The sequence below is a fragment of the Mesorhizobium sp. B1-1-8 genome (assembly GCF_006442795.2).
In the GTDB taxonomy this organism is placed as follows: domain Bacteria; phylum Pseudomonadota; class Alphaproteobacteria; order Rhizobiales; family Rhizobiaceae; genus Mesorhizobium.
In genome coordinates, this window is record NZ_CP083956.1 from 5,353,964 (window position 1) to 5,379,075 (window position 25,112).

Consider the following 25,112-nt stretch of genomic DNA (forward strand, 5'->3'; position numbering starts at 1 on the left):
TCCTTACTGTCCGAGGAGCCAGCTTTCGGGGTTCCTGACCGGCTCGCCGCGCTGCAGCGCCTGGATACCCAGGATGCAGCGGGCGATGAACCAGACGGCGACGACGAACATCAGCAGGAAACCAACGATAAGAAAGACCAGCACCAGGGAGATCAGTGCGTAGAGAATGCCGATCCAGAAGGTCCTGATCAGGAATGTGTAGTGGCTTTCGACGAAACCGCCGGCTTTGCCGCGATTGATGTAGGCAAGCACGATGCCGACAATCGCGGTGACGCCGATGACGAGGCTGGCGAGATAGAGGATGTAGATGACCAGCGCGTTGGTCGAACCCGGGTCGAGCCAGCCGTCGGTCCGGCGCGGCGCCTCATTCGGGCCAGGATTGACGTTGCTCATGCTACTGCTCCCTCCGTTGATTGGCGGAGATTAGCAGAGCCTGAGGGGAGCGCCATGCGGCCGGGGTTGAGGATGTGCTTCGGGTCGAACTCGGCCTTCAGCCGCGCCGAAAGTGCGGCCAGATGCAGCGGCTGCGGCTCGAAGACCGGCAATGCGGCGCGGTGCGCGGCGGAGGCACGTACCAGCGTCGCGTGGCCGCCGCCATGTTTTTGGATCAGCCCGCGCAGCAGGTCGGCTTCCGGATCGGTCTCGCGCATCGACAGCCAGACAAGACCGCCCTGCCAGTCGTAGAGGGCGTCGACCGCTGCCTGCATGCGCAGCGCCATGACCATACGATGCGCAGCGGACGGCGCCATCGAGACGCGCCAGACCGGCCTTGCGCCGCCATCGGCGAAGGGCGCGCAATCGCGCACATCGCGCCAGATGGTTTTGGACGCCTCGCCGGCGATCTCCTGCAGCGGGCCGGCCTTGCCGAGCAGCGCCTTCAGCGCCTCGATGCGATAGACGACCGAGGGGCCAAAACCTTCGACCCTGAGCAGCGTCGCGGCATCGTTGCCCAGGCGGCCGCTGGCAACGCGCGCGGCGATCCGCTCCGGCAGATGTGCCGCACTCGAGACCTCGGCGCTGGAGCCGAGTGCCAGCGCCATGGCGGCGACAGCGGCATCGTCGAGCAGGCCGCGAAGGGCGAGCGTCACTTCTGTCTCGGCCGCCGGCAGCACCTTGAAGGTGACGTCGGTCAGCACGGCGAGCGTACCCCAACTGCCTGCCATCAGCTTGGAGAGATCGTAGCCGGTGACGTTCTTGACGACGCGGCCGCCCGACTTGAAAGCCTCGCCGCGCCCCGAGACGGCGGCGACGCCGAGGATGTGATCGCGCGCGGCACCCGCCTTGAGCCGGCGCGGACCGGAAAGGTTGGAAGCCAGTATGCCGCCGATCGTTCCGCTCTTGCTCCCTTGGCCCGGCTCGCCGCCGAGCAGCGGGCCATAGTCTATCGGCTCGAAAGCGAATTGCTGGCCGTTTTCGGCAAGCAGTTTTTCGAGCTCCGCGAGCGGCGTGCCGGCCCTCGCCGACAGGACCAGCTCGGCCGGCTCGTAGAGCGTCACGCCGGTGAGCTTCGACAGGTCGAGCGTGTGCTCCGTCTGCAACGGACGGCCGATGCCGCGCTTGGAGCCATGACCGAGGATTTCGAGCGGCGATTCTTCGGCGGCGGCCCACTGGACGGTTGAGACGACTTCGGCTGGGGTGGATGGAGTGAAGGTGGTCATGGTGGGCCGCCGATGGCCAGGAAGGATAGGTCGCGTTCCTTCGCCCCCCTCTCTGTCCTGCCGGACATCTCCCCCTCAAGGGGGGAGATTAGCAGTTCCGGCGCCTCGCCATTCAGCCCGCGCTGGAGATTAGCGAACCCCGACGCGGCATCTGATCTCCCCCCTTGAGGGGGAGATGTCCGGCAGGACAGAGAGGGGGGTTCAAGCGCCAGCGTAGCCACTCAAAACCTCGGAATATCCGGAAAAGCCACCTGCCCGCGATGCACATGCATGCGCCCAAGCTCGGCGCAGCGGCGCAGTTGCGGGAAGACTTTTCCCGGGTTGAGCAGATGGTTGGGGTCGAAGGCGCATTTGACGCGCATCTGCTGGTCGAGGTCGATCTGGTTGAACATTTCGGGCATCAGGTCGCGCTTCTCGACGCCGACGCCGTGCTCGCCGGTGAGCACGCCGCCGACCTCGACGCACAGCCGCAGGATATCGGCGCCGAAGTTTTCGGCCTTGTCGAGCTCGCCCGGCACATTGGCGTCGTAGAGGATCAACGGGTGCAGGTTGCCGTCGCCGGCATGGAAGACATTGGCGACGCCCAATCCATACTTCTCGGAAAGGTCGCGCATACCGGCAAGCACCCGCGGCAGTTCCTTGCGCGGGATGGTGCCGTCCATGCAGTAGTAGTCCGGCGAAATGCGGCCGACCGCCGGGAAGGCCGCCTTGCGGCCGGCCCAGAAACTCAGCCGCTCCTGCTCCGACTGCGAGATGCGGCAAATGGTCGAACCGTTCTTGTAGGCGATCGCCTCGACCAGGCCGATCAGGTGGTTGACCTCGACGCTCGGCCCGTCGAGATCGACGATGAGCAGCGCTTCGACGTCGAGCGGATATCCGGCATGGACGAAATCCTCCGCGGCGTGGATCGCCGGGCGGTCCATCATCTCCATGCCGCCCGGAATGATGCCGGCGCCGATGATGTCGGCGACGCACTGGCCGCCCTGTTCGCTGGTCGGAAAGCCGATCAGCAGCGCGCGCGCCGTTTCCGGCTTCTTCAGGATGCGCACGGTGACCTCGGTGACGACACCGAGCAACCCTTCCGAGCCGGTCATGACGCCGAGCAGGTCGTAGCCTTCCTGGTCGAGATGACTGCCGCCGAGCCGCACCACTTCGCCATTCATCAGCACCATCTCGATGCCAAGCACGTTGTTGGCGGTCAGCCCGTATTTCAGGCAGTGCACGCCGCCGGAGTTTTCCGCGACGTTGCCGCCGATCGAACAGGCGATCTGGGAGGATGGATCGGGGGCATAATAAAAGCCCTCCTGCTCGACGGCGGTGGTGATGCCGAGATTGGTGACGCCCGGCTGGGCGACGACGATGCGGTTCGGATAGTCGATCGCAAGGATGCGGTTGAAGCGGCTCATCACCAGCAGCACCGCATCCTCGAGCGGCAGCGCGCCGCCCGACAGCGAGGTGCCGGAGCCGCGCGGCACAACGCGGATGTTGCGCTCGTTGCAGTATTTCAGCACGCGCGAGACCTGCGCGACCGTCTCAGGCAGCACCACCACCAGCGGCAATTGCCGGTAGGCGGTGAGGCCATCGCTCTCGAAGGCGCGCATTTCGTTGGCGGTGTCGACGACGCCCTCGCCCGGCACGATGATGCGCATGTCGGCGACGATCTCGGCGCGGCGGCGCATCGTGCCGGCATCTGGCTTGGGCATGGCTAGGCCGGACATCGGGCAGGCCTCATCTCGCTTAGCTGGTCAAAATCTTTTACCAGCTTGACCGTTTTGTTGCAAACGCTGCTTTGGCTGCATCCGGCGGCGAGCGCGGCGTCAAGCTTCCGCAGCGGCAATCTGCCGCTGGCTTTCTCCTCCCAAGGGAGATTACTCGCCTGGATGCTTCGCCGGCTCGGAATGCATTTTCCGCACCCGGCGCACGCCCCACCAGACGAGCAGGATGGCGACCGGCACCGAGGCGGCGGTGACGACTTCCGGCGCGAAGGCGTGGCCGAAGACCGAAGCGCCCTTGGCGAGGTAACCGATCAGGCCGACGACATAGTAGGAGACGGCGGCGACCGAGAGACCTTCTACCGTCTGTTGCAGGCGCAATTGCAGGCGAGCTCGGTTGTTCATCGAGGCGAGCAGGTCGCGGTTCTGCTTTTCGACCTCGACGTCGACCCAGGTGCGCAGCAGTGTGGTGGCGCGGGTGAGTTTTCGCGAGAGATTGGCCTGGCGCTCCTCGACCGAACGGCAGGTGCGCATCGCCGGCGCCATGCGTCGCTGCAGGAAACCGGCCCAGGTGTCGAAGCCTTGCACCGGCTCCTCATCCAGCGCCTCCAGCCGCTCGGTGACGATGCCGTCATAAGCACGGCTGGCGCCGAAGCGGTAGAGGCTGGAGGCGGCATCGGCCTCCAGCTCAGCGGCGAGCTCGGTAAGGTCGGCAAGCAAGGTCTGGCTGTCGCGGGTCTCGGCCGCCTTCATCTCCAGCGTGGTTTGCGCCAGCCGGTCCTCGATGCGGCGCGCGCGGCCCGACAAGGTCAGCGCCAACGGCAGACCGAGCATGGCGAGCGTGCGATAGGTCTCGATGTCGATCAGCCGCTGCGACAAGGCGCCGGTGCTCGCCGGCGTCAGGCCGCGGTCGAGCACCAGCATGCGGGTCAGGCCATCGCCGTCCTGGCGGAAATCAGTGACGATGGCGGCGGCACCGCGCTCGACCAGCGAATAGCACAGGCTGGTCGGATCGAAGCCGGCGATCAGCTTTTCGCTCGCCTGTGTCCATTTGCGGATCTCCAGCCGGATGCCGGAGATCACCGTTCCCGGCGGCGAGAAGCCGTTGCCGAAGGGCGAATCCTCCTGGCCCCTCCCGCTCTCAGCAAGCGATCCTTCCCACAGATAGGTCGAGAATTCCGTATGGCGTTCCCAGCGCAGCGAGCCCTGGCCCCATTTCATGGCGTGGTGGCGGGCCTGACGGTCGGGCGCCGCAATGCCCAAGCGCCGCGACAGTTCCGAGAGCACGGCATGATCGACGGCCGAGCCGCCTTCGGTCATGAAGGAAAGCTGGACCAGCACGCGCGGCTTTTCGACCAGCGGATGCGGGCGGGCATGGACCTCGCCCAGCGCGCCGGGCCGTCCCTCATGAGCCGGAAAACCCATGACGCTGCCTTGGGTGCGCGGCTGGAATTGGAGATCGGATGTCTCGTCCGACACGGCTGGTCCCCCTGGTTTCGACCCTTCGTGCAATGGCGTCGTCTTGCGGCAATAGGCAATGGAGGTAAACAGCAAAATTTGGCAGCGGCCGATGCAAGGCGCGGCACAGGAACCGACCGGACTGGGCGAATTGGATAAATAATTTGACCAGTTGGCGACAGTGGCTTTAATCTGCGCGACATTCCGTCCCGTTCCCAGGCGCCTCCGTTGAGCGACATTTTTTCCAGGATCGAGCATTCGCGCACCGCCGACGAGGTGGTGCAGCAGATCGAGAGCCTGATCCTCGAAGGCGTGCTGCGCACCGGTGACCGGCTGCCGGGCGAGCGCGAGCTGGCACGCCAGTTCGACGTGTCGCGGCCGATCCTGCGCGACGCGCTGAAGGCGCTGGAAGCCCGTGGCCTGCTGACGACCCGGCCGGGCGGCGGCACCCATGTCGCCGACGTCATCGGCCAGCTGTTCACCAGGCCGGTGACGGACCTCATCTCCACGCATCGCAAGGCGGTGACCGACTATCTGGAATACCGGCGCGAGATCGAAGCGGTGGCGGCCGAATATGCGGCGCGGCGCGCGACGCCCGAGGACCTGGCGCTGCTCGACCGCATCATGGCGCGCATGGACGAGGCGCACCGCACCGGCGACTTCGACGACGAGGCCGAAATCGATGTCGAGTTCCACCACGCGGTGTGCGAATGCGCGCACAACATCATCCTGTTGCACACGCTGCGCTCCTGCTACCGGCTGTTGTCCGAAGGTGTGTTTCAGAACCGGCTTCTGGCGTTCACCGTGCCCGGCGCGCGCGATGCGCTGCTTCACCAGCACCGGGCGATCCACAAAGCGATCAAGGCCGGCGATCCGATCGCGGCGCGCAAGGCGGCGATGGACCACATCACCTACGTCGAACGCTCGATGGCCGAGGCGGAGCGCAGCGGCGACTGGCAGCGCGTGTCGCGGCTGAGGTTCAGGCAGCGCTCCGAGGCCGGCGACATCGAACCCACACGCAAACGATCCTAAGGGGACAAACGGACCAGCATGAGCGACATCCTCACCATCGCCGATCTCAAGGAACTCGCGCGCCGCCGCGTGCCGAAGATGTTCTTCGACTATGCCGATTCCGGCGCCTGGACCGAGAGCACCTACCGCGCCAACGAGGAGGATTTCGGCAAGATCAAGTTCCGCCAGCGCGTGCTGGTCGACATGAGCAACCGCTCGCTGGAATCGACCATGATCGGGCAGACCGTGGCGATGCCGGTAGCCTTGGCCCCAACAGGCCTGACCGGCATGCAGCACGCCGATGGCGAGATGCTGGCGGCGCAGGCGGCGGAAGAATTCGGCGTGCCGTTCACGCTGTCGACGATGAGCATCTGCTCGATCGAGGATGTCGCGTCGGTGACGAAGAAACCGTTCTGGTTCCAGCTCTATGTGCTGCGCGACAAGGACTTCGTGCTCAACCTGATTGACCGCGCCAAGGCGGCGAAATGTTCCGCACTGGTTTTGACGCTCGACCTGCAGATCCTCGGCCAGCGCCACAAGGACGTGCGCAACGGGCTTTCGGCGCCGCCTAAGATGACGCCGGCCAACATCATCGACCTGGCCATGAAGCCGCGCTGGTGCCTGGGGATCGCCGGCACCAAGCGGCGCACCTTCCGCAACATCGTCGGCCACGCCAAGGGCGTCGGCGATGTCTCTTCGCTATCGTCCTGGACGAACGAGCAGTTCGACCCGCATCTGTCGTGGAAGGACGTCGCCTGGATCAAGGAACGCTGGGGCGGCAAGCTGATCCTGAAGGGCATTCTGGACAAGGAAGACGCGCTGATGGCGGCCGAGACCGGCGCCGATGCAATTGTGGTTTCCAATCATGGCGGGCGGCAGCTCGACGGCGCCGCCTCGTCAATCTCGGTGCTGGAAGAGATCGCCGATGCGGTCGGCGACAGGATCGAAGTGCATATGGATGGCGGCATCCGATCCGGCCAGGACGTGCTGAAGGCGCTCTGTCTCGGCGCCAAGGGCACCTATATCGGCCGCCCGTTTCTCTACGGCCTCGGCGCCATGGGAAAGGAAGGGGTAACCAAGGCGCTCGAAATCATCCGCAAGGAGATGGACATCACGCTGGCGTTGTGCGGGAAACGCCTGGTGACCGACATGGGCAAGGACCAGCTTCGTCGCTAGCTAGGAGGTTGTTCACCCCACTGGTCCTAGCTTCCGTGTTCGACACGGAGAAGCATTCGCCTTGACCGAGACTGGAATTCACTTCCTCGACGCGCGCGGACCGGATGGCATGCGGCTCTATGCCATTGGCGATGTGCATGGCCGCCATGATTTGCTGGCTGCCATGCACCGCAGGATCGAGAGCGAGCTGGAATACGCCCCGTCCACCGACTGGCGCATCATCCACCTCGGCGACTATACGGACCGGGGACCGGACTCGAAAAGCGTCATCGATTTCCTGATCGAGGCCCAGAAGCGCAATCCGCGCAATCTGATGCTCGCCGGCAATCATGACCTCGGCATGCTCGATTTTCTTGCCGACCCCGACCCGGACGGCCTGTTCATGCGCTATGGCGGCGTCCAGACGGCGCAGTCCTATGGCGTGGACCTGACAGGAGACGCCCGCTGGTTCGGCAAGGCCGAGGCGGTGCGGCGGGGACACGCGGCGCTGGTCGATGCGGTGCCGCAAGCCCATATCGACTTCCTGCGCTCGCTGCAATTTTCAGTGATTTTTGGCGACTTCTTCTTCTGCCATGCCGGCATCCGCCCCGGCATTCCGCTCGAAAGCCAAAATCCGCAGGACCTGATCTGGATCCGCGACGCCTTCCACCACCATCCTGGCCTTTATCCGAAGGTGATCGTGCATGGGCACACACCCGTTCCCGAGCCGGAGGTGCTGGCCAACCGCGTCAATGTCGACACGCTCGCCTGGCAGTCGGGAACGCTCAGCGCGCTCGCCGTCAATGGCGCCGATAAACGCATCCTGGCGGTGCAGGGAAAACGTTTTGATCCCTGATCCCGAAGGGCGGGACCAGCTTCCGCTTGCCGGGAAGGATCAGGCTTAATTGAGCGAGGCGGTGACGCCGTAGCCGTCAACGGCCCGGTGGTTGGCCGCGGCGTCGGCGGCATAGATGCCGAGGCCGCACAGAACAATGGCAGACAGCATGACAAAAGACAAAAGCGCTGCTTTCACGGACGTCATCTCAGGTTGAATTTTCTGCATCTGGGCACGAGGCGGTTACCAATGCGTTGAAACAATAAAATGCGTATCAATGTTTCGACGATTTCGCGCTTCTAAGCAGATTCTGTATCGCCGGTGTGTCGCGTGGATCACACAAAAGGTTCATCGCGGTTGCACCGAAGATGCAGAGCGCGCGCTTCTAGGATGGCTACCGGACACAAGCCAAGGATGAAGCGGGTTTTCCCCAGGCGGAACTGCGGCAGCGTGCCAATTATGTCACGCCGCGCGGTGCGACCAGCGCAGTTTCAGATCGTCGCCACCCAGGCGCGGGCGATCGCAAGGCCGGCAGCGTCGGCGTCCGGTCCGTTGCGGGCCATTTCGTCGTCGAGCCGGTCGTTCCAGTCGGGGTTGCGCTCGGCAATGAGCGAGGCGAAGGACGTGCTCCAGTCGCGCACCATCGGACGATCGGCCTCGAAATGGAACTGGAAGCCGTAGACGGCGCGGCCGAGGCGGAACGCCTGGTTTTCGGCAACGGCGCTGCCGGCCAGCCGCACGGCTTGCTGGGGCAACTCGAAGGTGTCGTCATGCCATTCGAAGGTCGGGAAATTCTCGGGCAGCTTTTCCAGCACCGGATCGGACTTCGCCGCCGGCGTCAGAGACACCTCGTGCCAGCCGAATTCGGTGGCGCCGCCGATCTGGTTCTTGCCGCCGAAAGCACGCGCCAGAAGCTGGCTGCCGAGGCAGATGCCGAGCACCGAGCGATCCTTGTCGGCGAAGTCGCGAGTCAGGTCCATCAAGCGGGGGAAATAAGGGCAGATCTCGTCGTCAAGCGCATTCTGGGCGCCGCCGAGCACCACCATGGCGTCATGGCCGTCGCTATGCTCAGGCAGCGCATCGCCACGATAGGGCTTGCGCAGGTCGATATCGGCGCCGGCCTCGACAAGTGCTGCGCCAATCTGGCCGAGGCCCTCATTGTCGAAATTCTGGACGACCAGGACGCGCATCGAAACTCTGCTGACATGATGTTGACGACGCGAGCGATATCATGGTGCCCTTAACGCAGCCAATAAGGAACGCCTATGCCACTGCAGAACCGGGTCGATCCCTTCGGCTCCATCCATTCCGTGCCGAATCGCGGCCTGTTCACCGGCAATCGCGGCATCATCCACGACCCCGAGACCAGGACGCTTCTGAAGAAGCGCTGGGCCTTGCAGGCCTGGATCGTCTGCACCTGCCAATTCCGCGATGTGCGGCGCGAGCCGATGGGGCGCAACCGGCGAAGTGATGGCCAATTGGGCGGCAAAGCCGGCTGGACCGAACTGTTCTTCCTCGACGAGGTGACGGCGTTTGCCGCCGGTCACCGGCCCTGCTTCTTCTGCCGGCGCGAACGGGCGAGCGACTTCGTGTGCCGCTTCGGCGAGGCCTTCGGCATTGCCGAGCCGCGCGCGCCGATGGTCGACAAGCGGCTGCACAAGGAGCGCCTGGCCTCGGGTGGGCAGCCGCCAGCCATCACCGTTGAGGAGCTTGCCGGCCTGCCGGATGGCGTCATGGTCGCTGACGACGGGACCACCTATGCCCTGCGCGGTGGCAAGGCACTGCCCTGGTCGTTCGCGGGTTATAGCGATCCAATGAGGCTCGACAGGCTTGCGGGGCAATCGCTGCGGCTGCTGACGCCAGCGACAAGCGTTGCAGTGCTGAGACAGGGCTATGCGCCAGTCTGGCATCCCTCCGCCGATACTTGACGGCAACGCCGGCCTCGCCCATTGCTTAGATTCCCTTGTTTTTCGCAGGTTCTGATCGCAAGACCGCGAGACAACTTTTGCGGAACCTGCTTAGGCCATGCGCGCCAATTACAAAATGCAGCGGCTGTTCGTGCCGGACGATCTCGGGCCGGGCCTCGAATTCGATGCCGGACAGCAGCAGAGCCATTACCTCGCGCATGTGCTGCGGCTCGGCGAAGGCGCCGAGCTGCTTGTCTTCAATGGCCGCGACGGCGAATGGTCGGCGGAGGTCGCCGCCAAATCCAAGAAGGCGTTGCGCCTGAAAGTCGTCGCCCTGCAGCGGCCGCAGCCGCCATTGCCCGACCTCGTCTACTGTTTCGCGCCGCTGAAGCAGGGACGCCTCGACTATCTGGTGCAGAAGGCGGTGGAGATGGGCGCCGGCATCCTGCAGCCGGTCATCACCCAGCATACGCAAGTGGCGAAGCCCGGCATCGAGCGGCTGCGCGCCAATGTCGTGGAAGCAGCCGAGCAATGCGGCATCCTGGCGGTGCCGGAGCTGCGCGAGGCGGAAAAGCTCGAACGCCTGCTCGGCAATTGGGACAGAGAGCGGCGGCTGATTTTTTGCGACGAGGACGCCTCGACCAACAATCCGTTGCCGGCGCTGCAGGCGGTGCGCGTGAAAAAGCTGGCGCTGCTGGTCGGCCCGGAAGGTGGCTTTTCCGACGAGGAGCGCAGGACGCTGCGCGCGCTGCCTTTCGTCACCGCCATCCCGCTCGGGCCTCGCATCCTGCGCGCCGATACCGCGGCGGTGGCAGCCCTTGCGGTCATGCAGGCGACGGTCGGCGACTGGTGATCAAATCCAGTTGAGCCTTGGCTCAGGATTTTTTGCTTGATCGGCTCCTGACATTTCGTCCATCTAGCGCCGGCAGTCGTCCGGCTGCCTTGAAGGGGCTGTTAAATGGCGCGCGACACTACCGATACCCGGCCTATTGAAGGCGTCGACGAACTCGTCGGCTATCTGGCGGCCGGCAACAAGCCGCGCGACAAATGGCGCATCGGCACCGAGCACGAGAAGTTCCCCTTCTATGTCGACGGCAACGCGCCGGTACCTTATGGCGGCAACCGCGGCATCCGCGCCATCCTCGAAGGCATGCAGGACAAGCTTGGCTGGGACCCGATCCTGGATGCCGGCCGCATCATCGGCCTGGTCGAGCCGACCGGCCAGGGCGCCATCTCGCTGGAGCCGGGCGGGCAGTTCGAGCTCTCCGGCGCGCCGCTGGAAACGATCCATCAGACCTGCCGCGAAGGCAATGCGCATCTGGCGCAGGTGCGCGAGATCGCCGAGCCGATGGGCATCCGCTTCCTCGGGCTTGGCGGCAGCCCGAAATGGTCGCTCGCCGATACGCCGAAAATGCCGAAATCGCGTTACGAGATCATGACCCGCTACATGCCGAAGGTCGGCACCAAGGGCCTCGACATGATGTACCGCACCTGCACGATCCAGGTGAACCTCGACTTCGAGAGCGAGACCGACATGCGCCGCAAGATGCAGGTGTCGCTGAAGCTGCAGCCGCTGTCGACGGCGCTGTTTGCCAACTCGCCCTTCACCGAGAGCCGGCCGAACGGGCTTCAGAGCTGGCGCGGCGACATCTGGCGCGACACCGACAACCAGCGTTCCGGCATGCTCGAATTCTGCTTCTCGCCCGACTTCGGCTTCGCCGACTATGTCGGATGGGCGCTCGACGTGCCGATGTATTTCGTCATCCGCGACGGCCACTACCACGACATGACGCATGTCACCTTCCGCCAGTTCATGACGGGCGCCGCACGCAACGATATACCGGATGGATTGCCGACGATGGGCGACTGGGCAAATCACCTGTCGACGCTGTTTCCCGATGTGCGGCTGAAGCGCTTCCTCGAAATGCGCGGCGCCGATGGCGGGCCGTGGCGGCGCATCTGCGCGCTGCCAGCCTTCTGGGTCGGCCTGCTCTATGACGAGGCCGCGCTGGACGCCGCCGAGGCGCTGACCTCGAGCTGGACCTACAAGGAAGCACTGGCGATGCGCAACGCGGTGCCGGAGCTAGGCATCTCGGCGCCGTTCCGCAACACCAGCCTGCGCGAGGTCGCCCGGGAGGTGCTTGCCATCTCGCGCATGGGGCTGAAAAACCGCGCACGAAAAAACCGCGACGGCTATGACGAGACGTCGTTCCTCAACACGCTGGACGAGGTCGTGGCGCGCGGCACCACCAGCGCCGAGGAGATGCTGTCGGCCTATCACACCCGCTGGGGCGGCTCGATCGAGCCGGTGTTCATGGAATACGCCTATTAACCGTTCGCCGGCTACCGGACGGTGATACCGCAAAAGCCGCTTCAATCGGTGATGGAAAAGAACTAGGCTTCCCCGCAACAGTATTGCGGAGGAAAACGCGATGCCTTCCTTGTTCGACATCTTTGCGCAGGCCCAGAACGGCAACGGCATGCAAGCGCTGGCCCAGCAGTGTGGGCTTTCGATGCAGCAGACGCAGGCGGCGGTCGAGGCGCTGCTGCCGGCCTTTTCCCAGGGGCTGCAGCGCAACACCGCAGATCCCTATGGGCTGGCTGCCTTCATGACGGCGATGGCAAGCGGCCAGCACGCCAAATATTTCGAGGACGCGACGCGGGCCTTCTCGCCGCAAGGCATCGACGAAGGCAACGGCATCCTGGGACATCTGTTCGGCTCGAAGGACCTGTCGCGCGCGGTCGCCAGCCAGGCTGCGCAGGCAACCGGCCTCAGCCAGCAGGTGCTGCAGCAGATGCTTCCGGCCATGGCTTCGATGATGATGGGCGGGCTGTTCAAGCAGACCAATAACCAGATGCAGGCGGCAGGCGGTTTCGGCGGCGGTAGCAATCCGCTCGGCGAGATCATAGAGCAGATGATGCGGCAGGCCGGCGGCGGCGCGCCGGCGCCGCAGCAGCGCCAGATGCCGCAGCCTCAGAGCCCGATGGATAATCCGCTCGGCAAGGTGCTGCAGGATATGTTCGGCGGCGGCGCGCAACAGCCGCAAAGCCAGCCGCAGCAGACGCCCAATCCTTACGGCGAGAACCCGCTCGGGAAGGTGCTGCAGGACATGTTCGGCGGTGGCGCGCCGCCGCAAGGCCGACCGCAGCCGCCACAGCAGACACAAAGCCCCTATGGCGACAATCCGCTCGGCAAGATCTTCGAGGAGATGCTGCGGCAAGGTGGAGGCGGCGGATTCGGCATGCCGGGCGGACAGCCGGCGCCGCAGCAACCGCAACAACGTCAGGCTCCGCAGCCGCAGACCAATCCGAGCGGCAGGCTGCGAAACCCGTTCGACGATATTTTCGGCAAGATGTTCGAAACCGGCGCGCAACAGCGCGACGAATATCAGAAGGGCGTGGAATCGATCTTCGACCAGTTCAAGAGGGGAATGGATAGGCGGTAGCATTCATGGGTGCGGATTGATGTCCCTTGAGTAAACGGTTGGAGCAAATGCGCCGCAATCCTCGCGGCGATTGGTCGATAGCGGACGTAAAAGCCGTTTGCGGTGAGGCCGGCATCCAATGCGTGCCGCCAAGATCAGGTGGGTCGCACTACAAGATCAGTCACTCAGCGATGGTCGACATTCTGACCGTGCCTTTCAAACGCCCCATCAAACCCGTATATATTCGAAAACTCGTAACGTTCATCGACGAGGCAAAGAGACATGACGGACAGACTTGAATATCCGGTCGTCATCGCGCCGCTTGCGGCAGAAGACGGCGGCGGGTTTTCGGCCGTTGTACCCGACCTTCCAGGCTGCATCAGCGATGGAGAAACCCCCGAAGAGGCGATCGCGAATGTCCAGGATGCCATCGCGTCCTGGATAGAAGCAGCCCACGAACTTGGCCGATCGATACCAAGGCCGTCGCGAAAGCTGGCTTTCGCCTGATTTCCCAAGAAACCTGACTTCCTAAGAAAAATGCCCGGTCCTGGAGGAGAACCGGGCAATGCGCAGGCAGGCCGGCGGGGAACCGGCAGGGAGTGGGAAGCCTGCATGAAGCTTGGTCGCGCCGAGCCTTGAAAAGGTTCAATGCGACCGAAAAGCCAAGCACTGAAGCCGGTCAGGCGACCTTGCGGGCGAGGTCCTCAATGGTGTCGGCGCGGTCGCTGGCGATGGCACGCAGCTTCGCCGTCGGATCGCGGCCGAAGGGCACATCGATGGCGACGTGGAGATCGGCGCGGGTCAGGCCGATATCGGCGAGCTCGGCATCCGACATCTCGCCGAGGCGATAGAAGGCGCGGCGATTTTTCCAGGCGCGATAGCTGTCGGCGAGCGCATTGACCAGACGCGCCACAACGGCCGGGCGCGTGGTGATGCGCGGGGTCTCGGTGGCGAATTCGATCGTGGCCATGTCGGTCCTCCTTCGGGACAGAGCGGACGAGCCGGGCAAACGGCGCCTGGGAGAGCGCCGTTCCGGTCTCGATGCACATGCTTTCATGTGGATGGCGCTAATTTGCCATGGCGTGATTGATTAATCCAACGAATGTTTCTAATCTTTAGCATCAACATCAATGATGGGTTGGACCGATGAAAGCGCCGCTCGATCTCGATCAGTTGCAGACCTTCATCTCGATCGCCGATACCGGCAGCTTCACCCGCGCTGCCGAGGAGGTGCACCGGACGCAGTCGGCGGTGTCGATGCAGATGCGCCGGCTGGAGGAGCGGATCGGCAAACCGCTGTTCGAAAAGGACGGCCGCACCAACAGGCTTACCGAGGAAGGCGACAGACTGCTCTCCTACGCAAGGCGGCTCATCTACCTCAACCGCGAGACACTCGCCGCCTTCGATGACCAGCGGCTGGAAGGCACGATCCGCATCGGCACGCCGGACGACTACGCCGACCGCTTCCTGCCCGAGATCATGGCGCGCTTCTCGCGCTCCAATCCGCGCGTGGAGCTCACCGTCATCTGCGAGCCGACGCCGGGGCTGGTCGAGCATATCAAACGCGGCAATCTCGACCTCGCGCTGGTGACGCACAACGACACGCGCGGCCAGTCGGAAGTGGTGCGGCGCGAGCCGCTGCTGTGGGTCACCTCGGCCAACCACGCCACGCATGAGCAGGAAATCCTGCCGATGGCGTTCGGCAGGCCGAACTGCGTCTGGCGGCGCGCGGCCGTCGACGTGCTCGACCGGCAGAACCGCGAGTATCGCGTGCTTTTCTCGAGCTTCTCGGCGACCGTGATCACCGCCGCCGTGCTTTCCGGCCTCGCTGTCTCGGTGCTGCCGGAATGCGCGCTCAGGCCCGGGATGCGCGTTCTGGGCGAGGCCGACGGGTTCGGCACGCTGCCCGACTGCCGCATCGGCATCATGCGCGGCCAAACCTCGCAGCCGGAGATCGTCGATGCGCTGGCCCGCCACATCTCGGAAAGCCTCGACAATATTTCCGTGCCGGTCGGCGAGGAGACGGGAAGCTTCGACTTTGCAGCCCTCGCCTTCGCCAGGATGAAGCGGACAAAGCCCAACCAGATCCTGCCCGGCTGGTAAGAGACTGTCTGGGAGCAGAATTTCGAAACAGTCTCTAAAGTCAGGCGCGGGCGGCGGAGCGTTCCGGGGCGTCGGACGACAGGCCTGGCAGCGCCAGCAATTGGCCGGGTTCCAGCGGCGGCGACAGCAGATAGCCCTGCAGTTGATGGCAACCCATGCCGACGAGCAGGGTTTTCTGGCCGTCGGTCTCGACGCCTTCGGCCGTCACCTCGACCCTTAGAGCCAGCGCAAGCTCGATCAGCGCCTTGACGATTGCCGCCGCACTTGCGTCCTCGTTCAGAAGGTGCACGACGGAGCGGTCGATCTTCAGCTTGTCGATAGCTTGGCGGCGCAGATAGCTCAGCGACGAATAGCCGGTGCCGAAATCGTCGAGCACGATGCGGATGCCGGATTTGCGCAGCGCGGCAAGCACCGAGCCGATGGTGTCGTTGTGTTCGAGAAGCACGCTCTCGGTGGTCTCGAGCTGCAGGCGGGCCGGCTCTAGGCCGGTTTCGCTCAGGATCGACGCGACCTGTTCGGCGAAACCGACGTCGCGCAATTGCATCGGCGAGACGTTGACGGCGATCCACGGCAGCTCGGTGCCGACCGCGAAGCGGCATGCCTCCGACAGAATCCATCTGCCGAGCTCGCCGATCATGCCGCGCTCTTCGGCGATGGCGATGAATTGCGCCGCCGGCAGCGCGCCATGCACCTCGTGTCCCCAGCGGATCAGGGCTTCGGCGCCCAGGATCCTGCGGCAGTCGGTGGCGAAGACTGGCTGATAGGCGAGCTTTATGCCGCCATCGCCATCCAGCGCCTTGCGCAGTTCGGCCTCGACCCTGCGCTTGCGCAGCAGCAGGTCATCCATGTCGCCGGCGAAAATCTGGTAGCGGCCGCGGCCGTTCTTCTTGGCCTCGTAGAGGGCGATGTCGGCCTTGCGCAGCAGGTCATCCGCGTCGGTGTCAGGCCCCGACGACAGCGCAATGCCAATGCTGGCGCTGGCAAAGATCTGGTCGTCGATCAGCTTGAACGGCTCGCGCAATTTCTGCAGCAGCCTGTCGGCAATGTCCTCCGCGCTCCTGACATCGCGCACATCCAGCAGGATGATGGCGAATTCGTCGCCGCCGAGCCGCGCCACCGTGTCGACCTCGCGGATCGTGTGCCTAAGCCTGGCCGCCGTCTGGCGGACAAGCTCGTCGCCGGCCGGATGGCCGAGCGTATCGTTGACATGCTTGAAGCGGTCGATATCGAGGTAAAGCAGCGCCACCCTTGCCGCTTCGTGGCTGGCAAACAGCAGCATGCGCCGCAAGCGATCCTCGAACAGCGCCCGATTGGGCAGGCCGGTGAGCGTGTCGTGGAAGGCAAGATATTGCGCCTGATCCTGGCTGGTCTGCAGCGCCGTCGAGGCGCGGCGCAGCCGGCGCAGCAGGAAGACCAGGACGCCCGTCGCCAGAAGCAGCGCTACCGCCAGGGCCGGAGCCATTTTGCGCACCAGGGCGAGGCCGGGCCGTTCCTGGTCCCAGCCGATATAACCAAGAATGACGCCGCGGGAATCGACCAGTGGGACGGCCGCCGCGCCGGCTGGTTGCGACAGCGGCACCAGGCGGGCGCCTTCGAGCAGATATTTCCCGGCGATCTTGCCGATCACCGCGTCATTGATGAACTCAGCCGAAACATCAAGATATTCGGTGCCGGGCGCCTGTGTGACTCGGTCCGAGCTCGGCACCAGCGGCATGACGCTGAGGATCGCCGGCTGGCCGCCGAGCGATACTAGGTCCTCGACCACCATCTTGGCCGGCTGGCCGGAGGCATCGGTCCGCGGCGGCTGGCCCAGCATGGCGCGCAGCCTTTCGACGGCCGCCCGTATGGCCGGCTCGTCCTCGCCATAGGCGGACGGATCGACCACCTTGCCTTCGCGCATGGCATGGACCGGGCGGTTGGCGGCGTCGAGAATGTAGACCCGGTTGTGACCGTAGTAGGTATACATCCAGACGCTGAGGTTTTCCTCGATCCAGACCTGGTTACCCTCCCTGACGTTGGTAACGGAATCGTCCCAGACGGCGACGCTTTCCTGCTCGCGCTGGACCGCGGCGACCTGGTCCTTCAAACCGTCGGCGATGAAGATTTTCTGCCGTTCGAGCGAAGCATGATCGGCCTGGGTGGTTGCGTAGAAGCCGAAGCCGGCGACAATGGCCAGCGCCAAGGCGGCAAGGATCAGCACGGTCAACGTGACCTGATGCGTCAGTGGGCTGCTGTTGGGGCTTGGGCTCATGCGTCCTTGGTGGGCTGTGTTGCCGGCAACTCAAAGCAAATCGACCTTAAAATCGCGTTATAGTATTAGCGAGATTGCGCTTTGCCTTGACGCGGACCGATAAGCGTTCCCCAATCCCAGCATGAGTGAAGCAGGAAGCGAATCGCGCAGCAACGCCACCGAATATACGGTGAGCGAGATTTCCGGCGCGCTGAAGCGCACCGTCGAGGACGCGTTCGGCAATGTGCGCGTGCGCGGCGAGATCTCCGGCTATCGCGGGCCGCATTCCTCCGGCCACGCCTATTTCGCGCTGAAGGACGACCGGGCTCGCATCGACGCCGTGGTGTGGAAGACCACGATGAGCCGGCTGAAATTCCGCCCCGAGGAAGGGATGGAAGTGATCGCCAGCGGCAAGCTGACGACCTATCCCGGCAAATCCAACTACCAGATCGTCATCGACAATCTGGAGCCGGCGGGCGCCGGCGCGCTGATGGCGCTCCTGGAAGAGCGCAAGCGCCGGCTGCAGGCCGAAGGGCTGTTCGATGCCGGCCGCAAGCGGCGGCTGCCGTTCATGCCGCGGGTGATCGGCGTCATCACCTCGCCGACCGGCTCGGTGATCCGCGACATCATCCACCGCATCAAGGACCGCTTTCCGCTCACAGTGCTGGTCTGGCCGGTCCGGGTGCAGGGCGAGACGGCGGGCCGGGAAGTGACGGCCGCCGTCAATGGCTTCAACGCGCTGGAATGGGCCGGGCCGATCCGCCAGCCCGACCTTTTGATCGTGGCGCGCGGCGGCGGCAGCCTCGAAGACCTGTGGGGCTTCAACGACGAGGCGCTGGCGCGCGCGGTCGCGGATTCCCGCATCCCGGTGATCTCGGCAGTCGGCCACGAGACGGACTGGACGCTGGTCGACTTCGCCGCCGACATGCGGGCGCCGACGCCGACCGGCGCTGCCGAGATGGCAGTGCCGGTCAAGGCGGAGCTCGAAGCGACGCTGGCAAGCCTCGGCGCACGGCTCAATGCCTGTGCCTCGCGCCATCTCGAGCGCAAGCGCCAGGCAGTGCGTGCGGCCGCGCGGGCACTGCCCTCGCCCGACCAGCTGCTGGCCCTGCCGCGCCGCCGCTTCGACGACGCGACCAGCCGCCTCGGACGAGGGCTGACGGTCAATATCGAGCGCAAGAGGGCAACGCTGGAGCGGCAGCGGCTGACGCCGGCAACCTTGTCGCGGCGCCTCAACGAGGCGCGCACGCTGACGGGCCGCGACATCGCCCGCGCGCGGGCGGCCTTCTTTGCGATCGTACGGCAGGGGCGTGCACGCTTCGAGCGAACGTCGGTGCGACTGTCGCCCGCGCCGATCGCCAGGCGGCAGAAGGCGCAGGCCGACACGCTGGCCGGGCTGACGCGCAGGCAGGACCAGGCACTGGCGCGGCGGCTGGACCGCCTGCGCGCGGCGCTGACCCAGGCGGACCGGCTGCTCGCCACGCTGTCGCACAAGGCGGTGCTGGCGCGCGGCTTCGCGCTGGTCAAGGACGTTGACGGCTCGGTCATCAAGCGGGTCGCGGATCTGGCGCCGGGTGCCGCCCTGCAGCTGGAATTCGCCGACGGCAATGCCGATGCCATCGCCACCAGCGGCGGCGCGCGGCCGAAACTGGCCGCCAAGCCGCCAGTCAGGACCAAGGACCCGGGCAACCAGGGCTCACTGTTCTGAGGATTGGATGAGCAGCCACGATCCGCATCATCGCACGCTGTCGGGCAAGCCGCGGCTGTGTTCATTCGGGGTCGCGCTCGACGGCACGCCCTGCCGCTTCAATGCCGGACACCAGCTCGGCTATTTGTAGGGAATTACTGGCCTTTCCGGCTTATGCCGGAAAATCGTCACTTGGACGGCTTGTCCGTCGTCGTGTCGCGTTCGCTCTCCTCGGCAGCTTCCTCGAGACGCGAGGCGATCAGCTCCTGAATATCGCCGACTTCTTCCTGGATGTCCTCAAGCGGAATGCCTTCTTCGGCAGCCTTGGCGGCGCACTCCCTGGCGAGGGTCTCGGCCTGCTTCTCGATCCTGACCGGCGAATGCTGGCAATGGACCTTTTCGCCGATCCATCCGCGCAGGAACTCGATCGCATGTTCACTCATACTGCTTCTTCCCTAGCGGCCACCGCATCGGCCCGAAAATCGGAATCGATTTTCGGAAAGCACGATGCGTGAACCCAAGTTTTTAGAGCGTCCTTTGCGCGTCCAACGGACGCGCGGCGCTCTAACCCGGTTGGTAAACGTCAGCATCCCGCCAAAGGATGCATGCCCCATTCGAGCCGAGTCGGCCTCACCGGGCAAGACATCTTGCCCAAGGTCCGCACAGCCGAAGAAATGGAAAGGTTCAAGGGGCACGTTCAGATCATCGAGAATGGTGGTACCGTTGGCTGGGATCGAACCAGCGACCTCCGGATCCACAATCCGGCGCTCTAACCAGCTGAGCTACAACGGCACATCTGCCTGAGCAAGATCGAGGTGAAAGCTTCATTCTCCGGGATCCGCTCCGTCGTTCGGCGATGCGTCAAATACGGGCTATCGGAATCTAATTCAAGGCCCTTAATAAGGCAAAGGACTGGTTGTCCTCATCGGCGCCGGTTTTCAGCAGGCAAAGAAAAGGCCGGCGGGAGGAGGTGCCGGCCTTTTCCTGTTCCGAGCCAGCGGGAGGAGGAGCTGGCTGGTCACCCCGGGAAGCGGAGGGAGGAGGTTCCGACTGCCCGGGTATCTGTATTCACAACCCTATCGCACATCTATTTGTCTGATAAAATGCGACGTTTTGATGCGGCTTCGGGTTGTGCGTAAAAATCAGGCCGCCTTGGCGTCCTTCATGGCCTTCTCGAAGGCGGTCTTGGCCGGCTTGGAGACGTCCTCGACCGCCTTGGAGGCAACCGTCTGGAGCTCCTTGGCCTGCTCGACAGCCATTTCGACACGCTTGCGCAGGAAGGCAGTCTGCAGCTCGACGACTTCCGACAGCGTCTTGGCGCCGATCAGGGCTTCGAGATGCGAGAAATTGGCCTCGGCATTGGCGCGCATAACAGCGATGGTCTTGAGCGAGAGATCGCTGGAAACGGTCTTGGCGGTCTCGAAGGTCGACTCCAGAACCTTCTGGGTCTCTTCCGCGCCAGTCTTCAGCTTGGCATAGGCTTCCTTCGACTGCTCGACGCCCTTCTCGGCGAAAGCGCGCATCTGGTCGGTGGTCTTGGAAGCGTCGAAGCTCGGGAATTCAACGTTTTCGGCGGTCTCGGTCTTGGTGGTCGTCTTGGACATTTTCCAACCTTTCAGGATAGCGGCTTTGACAGAAAGCCGTCTCATTCATGTACTATGGCAACATAAAGGATTTTTTGTGCATTGCAACATCTTTGTTGCAGCGCAACATAAAATCCTTACGGCCATTAACCAAACGCCCAGAGATTTCGACCGCCTTGCAGCATGGCTTGTGGACCTTCGCACCGCGGGCTTTTATTAACAAAGCGTTAACTGAAAAATGCCCGCTCCGTGAGGGTTTGCCAGCGCATGCCGCCTGAAAACTACTCCTTCCTCGACGTCGCCGTGCTCGACGCGGTCCGTCAGCGCTTTGCCGCGGGCGACGCGCTCGCCATATTGTCGGCCGACCTCGAACAGGTGATCTGGGCCAACGGCCCGGGTGCCGCGATGTTCGGCTATCCGGACATCGAGGCGATCATCGGCGCCTCGGCGCAGCTGCCGCTGATCGCCAGGCGGCAGATCATGGCGACCAGCGGCTTTCCGGAGATCGGCAGCGACCGCGCCATCACGGTCAGGCTGGCGACCGGCATGGTGAGCCGCGCCGTCGGCTTCTTGGCCAGCGCGGTGACGATGCCGGACGGCGAAAAGGCCATCATGCTGGCGCTGCCGGCCGCGCAGACCGGTTCGCGCAGTGCTGCCGAGATCGCCGGCCGCGCCATTGGCGGCTTCACCGAGGCCGGGCATTTCATCGCCTTCGTCGATGCTCAAGGCAATGTCGAGGCGGCATCGGAGGGCTTTGCGGCGCTCGGCATCGAACCGGAGACGCTGGCTGCCCTGGTTGCCGACGTAGCTAGCAGCGGCGACCGCATCGTCAAGCGCCTCGTTCCCGGCGCCGGGGCCACCTATCCCGCCGGCTTTGCGCAGCTGACGGACGTGCGCCACCTGCTGGTGGTGATCGACGAGGACCAGCTTGACGGCGCAGACAGCCTTGCTGACGATCGGGCTGGCGATGGTCAAAGCGGACAGGCTAGCGATGACCAGGGCGCTTTGGCGAAAAGCGCAGTGGCTGCTTCCGCAGACGAGAGCGGCGTGGCGGAACCGGTTCAGGACAACAATCCGACAGCGCCGGCCGCGGTAGCCGGCGAAGCGGCCGTCACCGAAATTCCCGAGGACAGCAGCGCCGAACCCGCCGTCGAAGATAAGTCTTCGGGCCCGGTGGGCCAACCGGCCGAAGATGGCGGCGCTGCGCAATCCGACCATCCCGCACAGCACGACCATTGGTATTTCAACGCCGGCGGTGACGACGCCAAAAAACCTGAACCGGAGATGCCGGCCAAGGTCGAACCGGTGCAAGGCTCGGTCGAAGACAAGGAGCTGGCTATCGCAGAGGTCGCATCATCGCACGAGCCGATGGCGCCGCGAACGATCGACCGCTCGGCGCCGCCGCTGCGTTTCGTCTGGCGCACCGACGCCGAGGGCAAGTTCAGCACTCTGTCGCCGGAGTTCGCCGACATCGTCGGCAAGCCGGCCGCCGACGTGATCGGCCGCCGCTTCAGCGATGTCGCGACGACTTTCGGCCTCGACGCCTCAGGCGAAATCGCCGGCCTGCTCGAGCGGCGCGACACCTGGTCCGGCCGCTCGGTACTGTGGCCGGTGGCCGGCACGGAGCTGAAGATCCCGGTCGATCTGGCGGCGCTGCCGGTCTATGGCCGCAGCCGCGCCTTCGAAGGTTTTCGCGGCTTCGGTGTGGCGCGCAGCGCCGACGCCGTGGTCGATCCGGAAGCGCTCGGCATGGCGCTTGTGCCCAACGGCGCAGCGCCGGCCGAGCTGGAGCGCGCGGCCGAACCGCCGCCGATCGAGCAGCCGCCGATCGAGCAGCCGGCGGGCGAGCAGCCGGCGGGCGAGCAACCGGCGGCGGAACCGCCGAAGCCTGCCGATCCGTTCCGCGGCGAGGTGCCGGCGCTGACCATCGTGCCGAAGCCGGAGCGGCGCTTTGCCGACAAGGTAATCCGGCTGGCCGAACACCGGCAGCCGGCCAACGACAAGCAGCCGGCAAGCGACAAGCAGCGGGCAACCGACAAAGGCCTGTCGGTGCTGGAACGCAGCGCCTTCCGCGAAATCGGCGAGCGGCTGCGCAAGGACAGTTCCAGCCCAACCGAGCCGCACACCCCCGAAGCTGAGCAACGCACCCCCGAAGCTGAAAAGCGGCCCGATGCGACCGCGGACGTCGATACGTCGAAGGCAACCGCGGAACAGCCGCGGACTGGCGAGGTGAAGACCGTTGAGGTGAAGACTGGCGAGGTGCAAGCCGGCGAAGCCGAGCCGGCGGCGCCCGACCTGGCAACGCCCGCTACAGAGGAAGCGAGCCGTACGCCGCCGAAGGCCGAGGCCGCTGACACCGCGGAAGCGGAGACCGAGGCGGAGGACCAGAAGGATCTGGCCCGGCTCGACGGCGTCGAAGACGCTTCCGGAGTAAGCGCCGCCCAGGGCGAAACACCGCCGGCCGTCTCGCTGCTCGACTATGCGGGGCGCGAGAAAGCGGTCGAGACGACTGGCGAAGCGCCGGTTTCCGAGCCGGACAAGATTGCGGAGACGCAGCAGGCCAGCGAGCCGAGCGAAACGCAGCCGGCCGTGGCCGAGGTGCCGGCCCCGGATGCCGGCGCGAACGACGATAGCATGACCGCCGACGATTTTCGCGATGCGGAAGACAGCGAGGATTGGGTCGATCCCGACATTGACAACAGCTCGTCCGCCATTGATCGGACAGCCGGGATGCCGGCGCCGCCTGCGGAGCGGCCGCGCTTCGAGGTGCCGCCGCTCAAGTCGGCTGGATTTGTGCCGTCCGCCTTCTCTACCGGAGAGGAGGCTGGAACTCCCGACACGTCCATCGTCGCCAGGCTGCCGGTGCCGCTGCTCATCCATTCCGGCGATATGCTGCATTACGCCAATGAGGCGTTCCTCGAGCTCACCGGCTATGATACGCTGGAGGACCTTGCCGATGCGGGCGGGCTGGGGGCGCTGTTCGCCGACCACTACGCCGACGATGGCGAGGCCGACGAAAGCGACCGTTCGCTGAAGCTGAAAACCCGCCAGGGCCAGGAATTCCCGATCGATGCGCTGCTGCGTTCGGTTCCCTGGCGCGGCGGCAAGGCGCTGATGCTGGTGGTGCGCCGCTCGGGCGAGGACGAGGCGATGCCCGCGCATTTCGGCGCGGCGAATGACGAGCCGACCCATCAGCCGGATGTTCCCGAGCTCAAGGCGCGCATTGCTGAAATGCGCACCATCATCGACACCGCCACGGATGGCGTGGTGCTGATCGGCCGCGACGGCAATATCCGTTCGATCAGCCGGCCGGCGGAAGCGCTGTTCGGCTTCGACAGCGACGAGGTCGCCGGCAAGCCTTTTGCCTCGCTGTTCGCCATCGAGAGCCAGCGCGCGGCGCGCGACTATCTCAGCGGTCTTTCCGAGCCCGGCGTAGCGAGCGTCTTGAATGACGGCCGCGAGGTCATTGGCCGCGAGTCTCAAGGGCGCTTCATTCCATTGTTCATGACTATCGGCAGGCTGCCCAACGACAGCGGCTTCTGCGCGGTGGTGCGCGACATCACGCAGTGGAAGCGGGCCGAGGAAGACCTCACCCAGGCGCGCGCCGTGGCCGAGCGCGCCTCCTCGCAGAAGACGGATTTCCTCGCCCGCATCAGCCATGAGATACGCACGCCGCTCAACGCCATCATCGGCTTTTCCGAATTGATGGTCGACGAGAAGTTCGGCCCCGTGGCCAACGATCGCTACCGTGACTATCTGCGCGACATCAACCGCTCTGGCAATCACGTGCTCGATCTGGTCAACGATCTGCTCGATATCTCCAAGATCGAGGCCGGCCAGCAGGAGATGGATTACGAGGCGGTGTCGCTCAACGACACGCTGGCCGAAACGGTGGCGATGATGCAGCCGCAGGCCAATCGCGAGCGCGTCATCATCCGTTCCAGCTTCGCCTCGCGGCTGCCGGAAGTGGTGGCGGATCTGCGCAGCGTGCGCCAGATCGCTCTCAACATCCTATCGAACGCCATCCGCTACACCCAGGCCGGCGGCCAGGTCATCGTGTCGACCGCTTACGAGGCCTCCGGCGATGTCGTCATGCGGGTGCGCGACACCGGCATCGGCATGACCCAGGCCGAGATCGAACAGGCGCTGAAGCCGTTCAAGCAGATCAATGCGCTGAAGCGCGGCCGCGGCGACGGTACCGGCCTTGGGCTGCCGCTGACCAAGGCGATGGTGGAGGCGAACCGCGCCCGTTTCATCATCACTTCGACCCCCGGCGAAGGAACGCTGGTCGAGGTCGCCTTCCCCTCGACCCGCGTGCTGGCGGAATAAGCGCTTTCGCGCCCGGGCT

22 protein-coding genes and 1 tRNA gene are annotated in these 25,112 nt (G+C 64.8%); 12 read left to right on the forward strand and 11 right to left on the reverse strand.

Annotated elements, in window-relative coordinates; all coding sequences use genetic code 11:
- Positions 1-3: 3 nt before the first annotated feature.
- The 4 genes from FJ974_RS26145 to FJ974_RS26160 all read right to left on the reverse strand — a co-directional run bounded on the left by FJ974_RS26145 (position 4) and on the right by FJ974_RS26160 (position 4,849).
- Positions 4-393: a DUF4870 family protein gene (locus tag FJ974_RS26145; RefSeq protein WP_140536914.1), complete on the reverse strand. Its 390-nt coding sequence runs from the start codon at positions 391-393 to the stop codon at positions 4-6.
- Positions 390-1,658 (reverse strand): glycolate oxidase subunit GlcE, encoded by a 1,269-nt coding sequence (gene glcE / locus FJ974_RS26150; protein ID WP_140536912.1) that lies wholly within the window; start codon positions 1,656-1,658, stop codon positions 390-392. Before glcE ends, FJ974_RS26145 begins: the two co-directional genes overlap by 4 nt.
- A 221-nt stretch (positions 1,659-1,879) precedes the next feature.
- Positions 1,880-3,376, reverse strand: a complete 1,497-nt coding sequence (locus FJ974_RS26155) for an FAD-linked oxidase C-terminal domain-containing protein (RefSeq protein ID WP_140536910.1) — start codon at positions 3,374-3,376, stop codon at positions 1,880-1,882.
- Between the two features lie 150 nt (positions 3,377-3,526).
- Entirely contained in the window at positions 3,527-4,849 is a 1,323-nt protein-coding gene (locus tag FJ974_RS26160; RefSeq protein WP_140536908.1) for a DUF3422 family protein, read from the reverse strand.
- A 207-nt stretch (positions 4,850-5,056) separates the two neighbouring features.
- Between FJ974_RS26160 and FJ974_RS26165 the strand changes: the two genes are divergently transcribed.
- From FJ974_RS26165 to FJ974_RS26175, 3 genes are all read left to right on the forward strand, one after another.
- The gene (locus FJ974_RS26165; RefSeq protein WP_140536906.1) at positions 5,057-5,860 is read left to right on the forward strand and encodes a FadR/GntR family transcriptional regulator; all 804 of its coding nucleotides are present in this window, start codon (positions 5,057-5,059) and stop codon (positions 5,858-5,860) included.
- 18 nt (positions 5,861-5,878) lie between these two features.
- Positions 5,879-7,015: an alpha-hydroxy acid oxidase gene (locus FJ974_RS26170; RefSeq protein WP_140536904.1), complete on the forward strand. Its 1,137-nt coding sequence runs from the start codon at positions 5,879-5,881 to the stop codon at positions 7,013-7,015.
- 61 nt (positions 7,016-7,076) lie between these two features.
- Entirely contained in the window at positions 7,077-7,850 is a 774-nt protein-coding gene (locus FJ974_RS26175; RefSeq protein ID WP_140536902.1) for a metallophosphoesterase, read from the forward strand.
- Between the two features lie 45 nt (positions 7,851-7,895).
- Here the strand turns inward: FJ974_RS26175 and FJ974_RS26180 are convergent, their stop codons facing one another.
- Together FJ974_RS26180 and FJ974_RS26185 are read right to left on the reverse strand one after the other, a co-directional pair.
- Positions 7,896-8,036 carry a hypothetical protein gene (locus FJ974_RS26180; RefSeq protein ID WP_181177242.1) on the reverse strand — a complete coding sequence of 47 codons (141 nt, stop codon included), beginning with the start codon at positions 8,034-8,036 and terminating at the stop codon, positions 7,896-7,898.
- Positions 8,037-8,320: 284 nt separating this feature from the next.
- The gene (locus tag FJ974_RS26185) at positions 8,321-9,019 is read right to left on the reverse strand and encodes a type 1 glutamine amidotransferase (RefSeq protein ID WP_140536898.1); all 699 of its coding nucleotides are present in this window, start codon (positions 9,017-9,019) and stop codon (positions 8,321-8,323) included.
- 75 nt (positions 9,020-9,094) lie between these two features.
- Between FJ974_RS26185 and FJ974_RS26190 the strand changes: the two genes are divergently transcribed.
- The 5 genes from FJ974_RS26190 to FJ974_RS26210 all read left to right on the forward strand — a co-directional run bounded on the left by FJ974_RS26190 (position 9,095) and on the right by FJ974_RS26210 (position 13,668).
- A complete protein-coding gene (locus FJ974_RS26190; RefSeq protein ID WP_140536896.1) occupies positions 9,095-9,757 on the forward strand; it encodes a hypothetical protein in 663 nt (220 codons plus the stop codon).
- A 97-nt stretch (positions 9,758-9,854) separates the two neighbouring features.
- On the forward strand, positions 9,855-10,589 hold the full coding sequence (locus FJ974_RS26195) for a 16S rRNA (uracil(1498)-N(3))-methyltransferase (RefSeq protein ID WP_140536894.1): 735 nt from the start codon (positions 9,855-9,857) through the stop codon (positions 10,587-10,589).
- A gap of 105 nt (positions 10,590-10,694) precedes the next feature.
- The gene (locus FJ974_RS26200) at positions 10,695-12,068 is read left to right on the forward strand and encodes a glutamate--cysteine ligase (RefSeq protein ID WP_140536892.1); all 1,374 of its coding nucleotides are present in this window, start codon (positions 10,695-10,697) and stop codon (positions 12,066-12,068) included.
- A gap of 100 nt (positions 12,069-12,168) precedes the next feature.
- Positions 12,169-13,182, forward strand: a complete 1,014-nt coding sequence (locus FJ974_RS26205; RefSeq protein WP_140536890.1) for a DUF937 domain-containing protein — start codon at positions 12,169-12,171, stop codon at positions 13,180-13,182.
- A gap of 261 nt (positions 13,183-13,443) precedes the next feature.
- Positions 13,444-13,668 (forward strand): type II toxin-antitoxin system HicB family antitoxin, encoded by a 225-nt coding sequence (locus FJ974_RS26210; RefSeq protein WP_140536886.1) that lies wholly within the window; start codon positions 13,444-13,446, stop codon positions 13,666-13,668.
- Positions 13,669-13,840: 172 nt separating this feature from the next.
- Here FJ974_RS26210 and FJ974_RS26215 read toward each other — a convergent pair whose 3' ends face one another.
- Entirely contained in the window at positions 13,841-14,131 is a 291-nt protein-coding gene (locus FJ974_RS26215; RefSeq protein ID WP_140536884.1) for a DUF1127 domain-containing protein, read from the reverse strand.
- A gap of 176 nt (positions 14,132-14,307) precedes the next feature.
- On the opposite strand from FJ974_RS26215, the gene FJ974_RS26220 reads away from it, so the two are divergent.
- Entirely contained in the window at positions 14,308-15,264 is a 957-nt protein-coding gene (locus tag FJ974_RS26220; RefSeq protein WP_140536882.1) for a LysR substrate-binding domain-containing protein, read from the forward strand.
- A gap of 40 nt (positions 15,265-15,304) precedes the next feature.
- On the opposite strand, the gene FJ974_RS26225 is transcribed toward FJ974_RS26220, so the two are convergent.
- A complete protein-coding gene (locus FJ974_RS26225) occupies positions 15,305-17,515 on the reverse strand; it encodes an EAL domain-containing protein (protein WP_140536880.1) in 2,211 nt (736 codons plus the stop codon).
- Between the two features lie 121 nt (positions 17,516-17,636).
- Between FJ974_RS26225 and xseA the strand changes: the two genes are divergently transcribed.
- Together xseA and FJ974_RS30220 are read left to right on the forward strand one after the other, a co-directional pair.
- Positions 17,637-19,202: an exodeoxyribonuclease VII large subunit gene (gene xseA / locus FJ974_RS26230; RefSeq protein ID WP_140536877.1), complete on the forward strand. Its 1,566-nt coding sequence runs from the start codon at positions 17,637-17,639 to the stop codon at positions 19,200-19,202.
- Between the two features lie 7 nt (positions 19,203-19,209).
- Positions 19,210-19,332 (forward strand): hypothetical protein, encoded by a 123-nt coding sequence (locus tag FJ974_RS30220; protein ID WP_264296794.1) that lies wholly within the window; start codon positions 19,210-19,212, stop codon positions 19,330-19,332.
- 37 nt (positions 19,333-19,369) lie between these two features.
- Here the strand turns inward: FJ974_RS30220 and FJ974_RS26235 are convergent, their stop codons facing one another.
- From FJ974_RS26235 to FJ974_RS26245, 3 genes are all read right to left on the reverse strand, one after another.
- The gene (locus FJ974_RS26235) at positions 19,370-19,624 is read right to left on the reverse strand and encodes a DUF768 domain-containing protein (RefSeq protein ID WP_140536874.1); all 255 of its coding nucleotides are present in this window, start codon (positions 19,622-19,624) and stop codon (positions 19,370-19,372) included.
- 272 nt (positions 19,625-19,896) lie between these two features.
- Positions 19,897-19,973: transfer RNA gene (locus FJ974_RS26240), tRNA-His, on the reverse strand.
- Between the two features lie 350 nt (positions 19,974-20,323).
- Entirely contained in the window at positions 20,324-20,785 is a 462-nt protein-coding gene (locus FJ974_RS26245) for a phasin (RefSeq protein ID WP_140536872.1), read from the reverse strand.
- Between the two features lie 246 nt (positions 20,786-21,031).
- Between FJ974_RS26245 and FJ974_RS26250 the strand changes: the two genes are divergently transcribed.
- Positions 21,032-25,093, forward strand: a complete 4,062-nt coding sequence (locus tag FJ974_RS26250; RefSeq protein WP_140536869.1) for a PAS domain S-box protein — start codon at positions 21,032-21,034, stop codon at positions 25,091-25,093.
- Positions 25,094-25,112 lie beyond the last annotated feature (19 nt).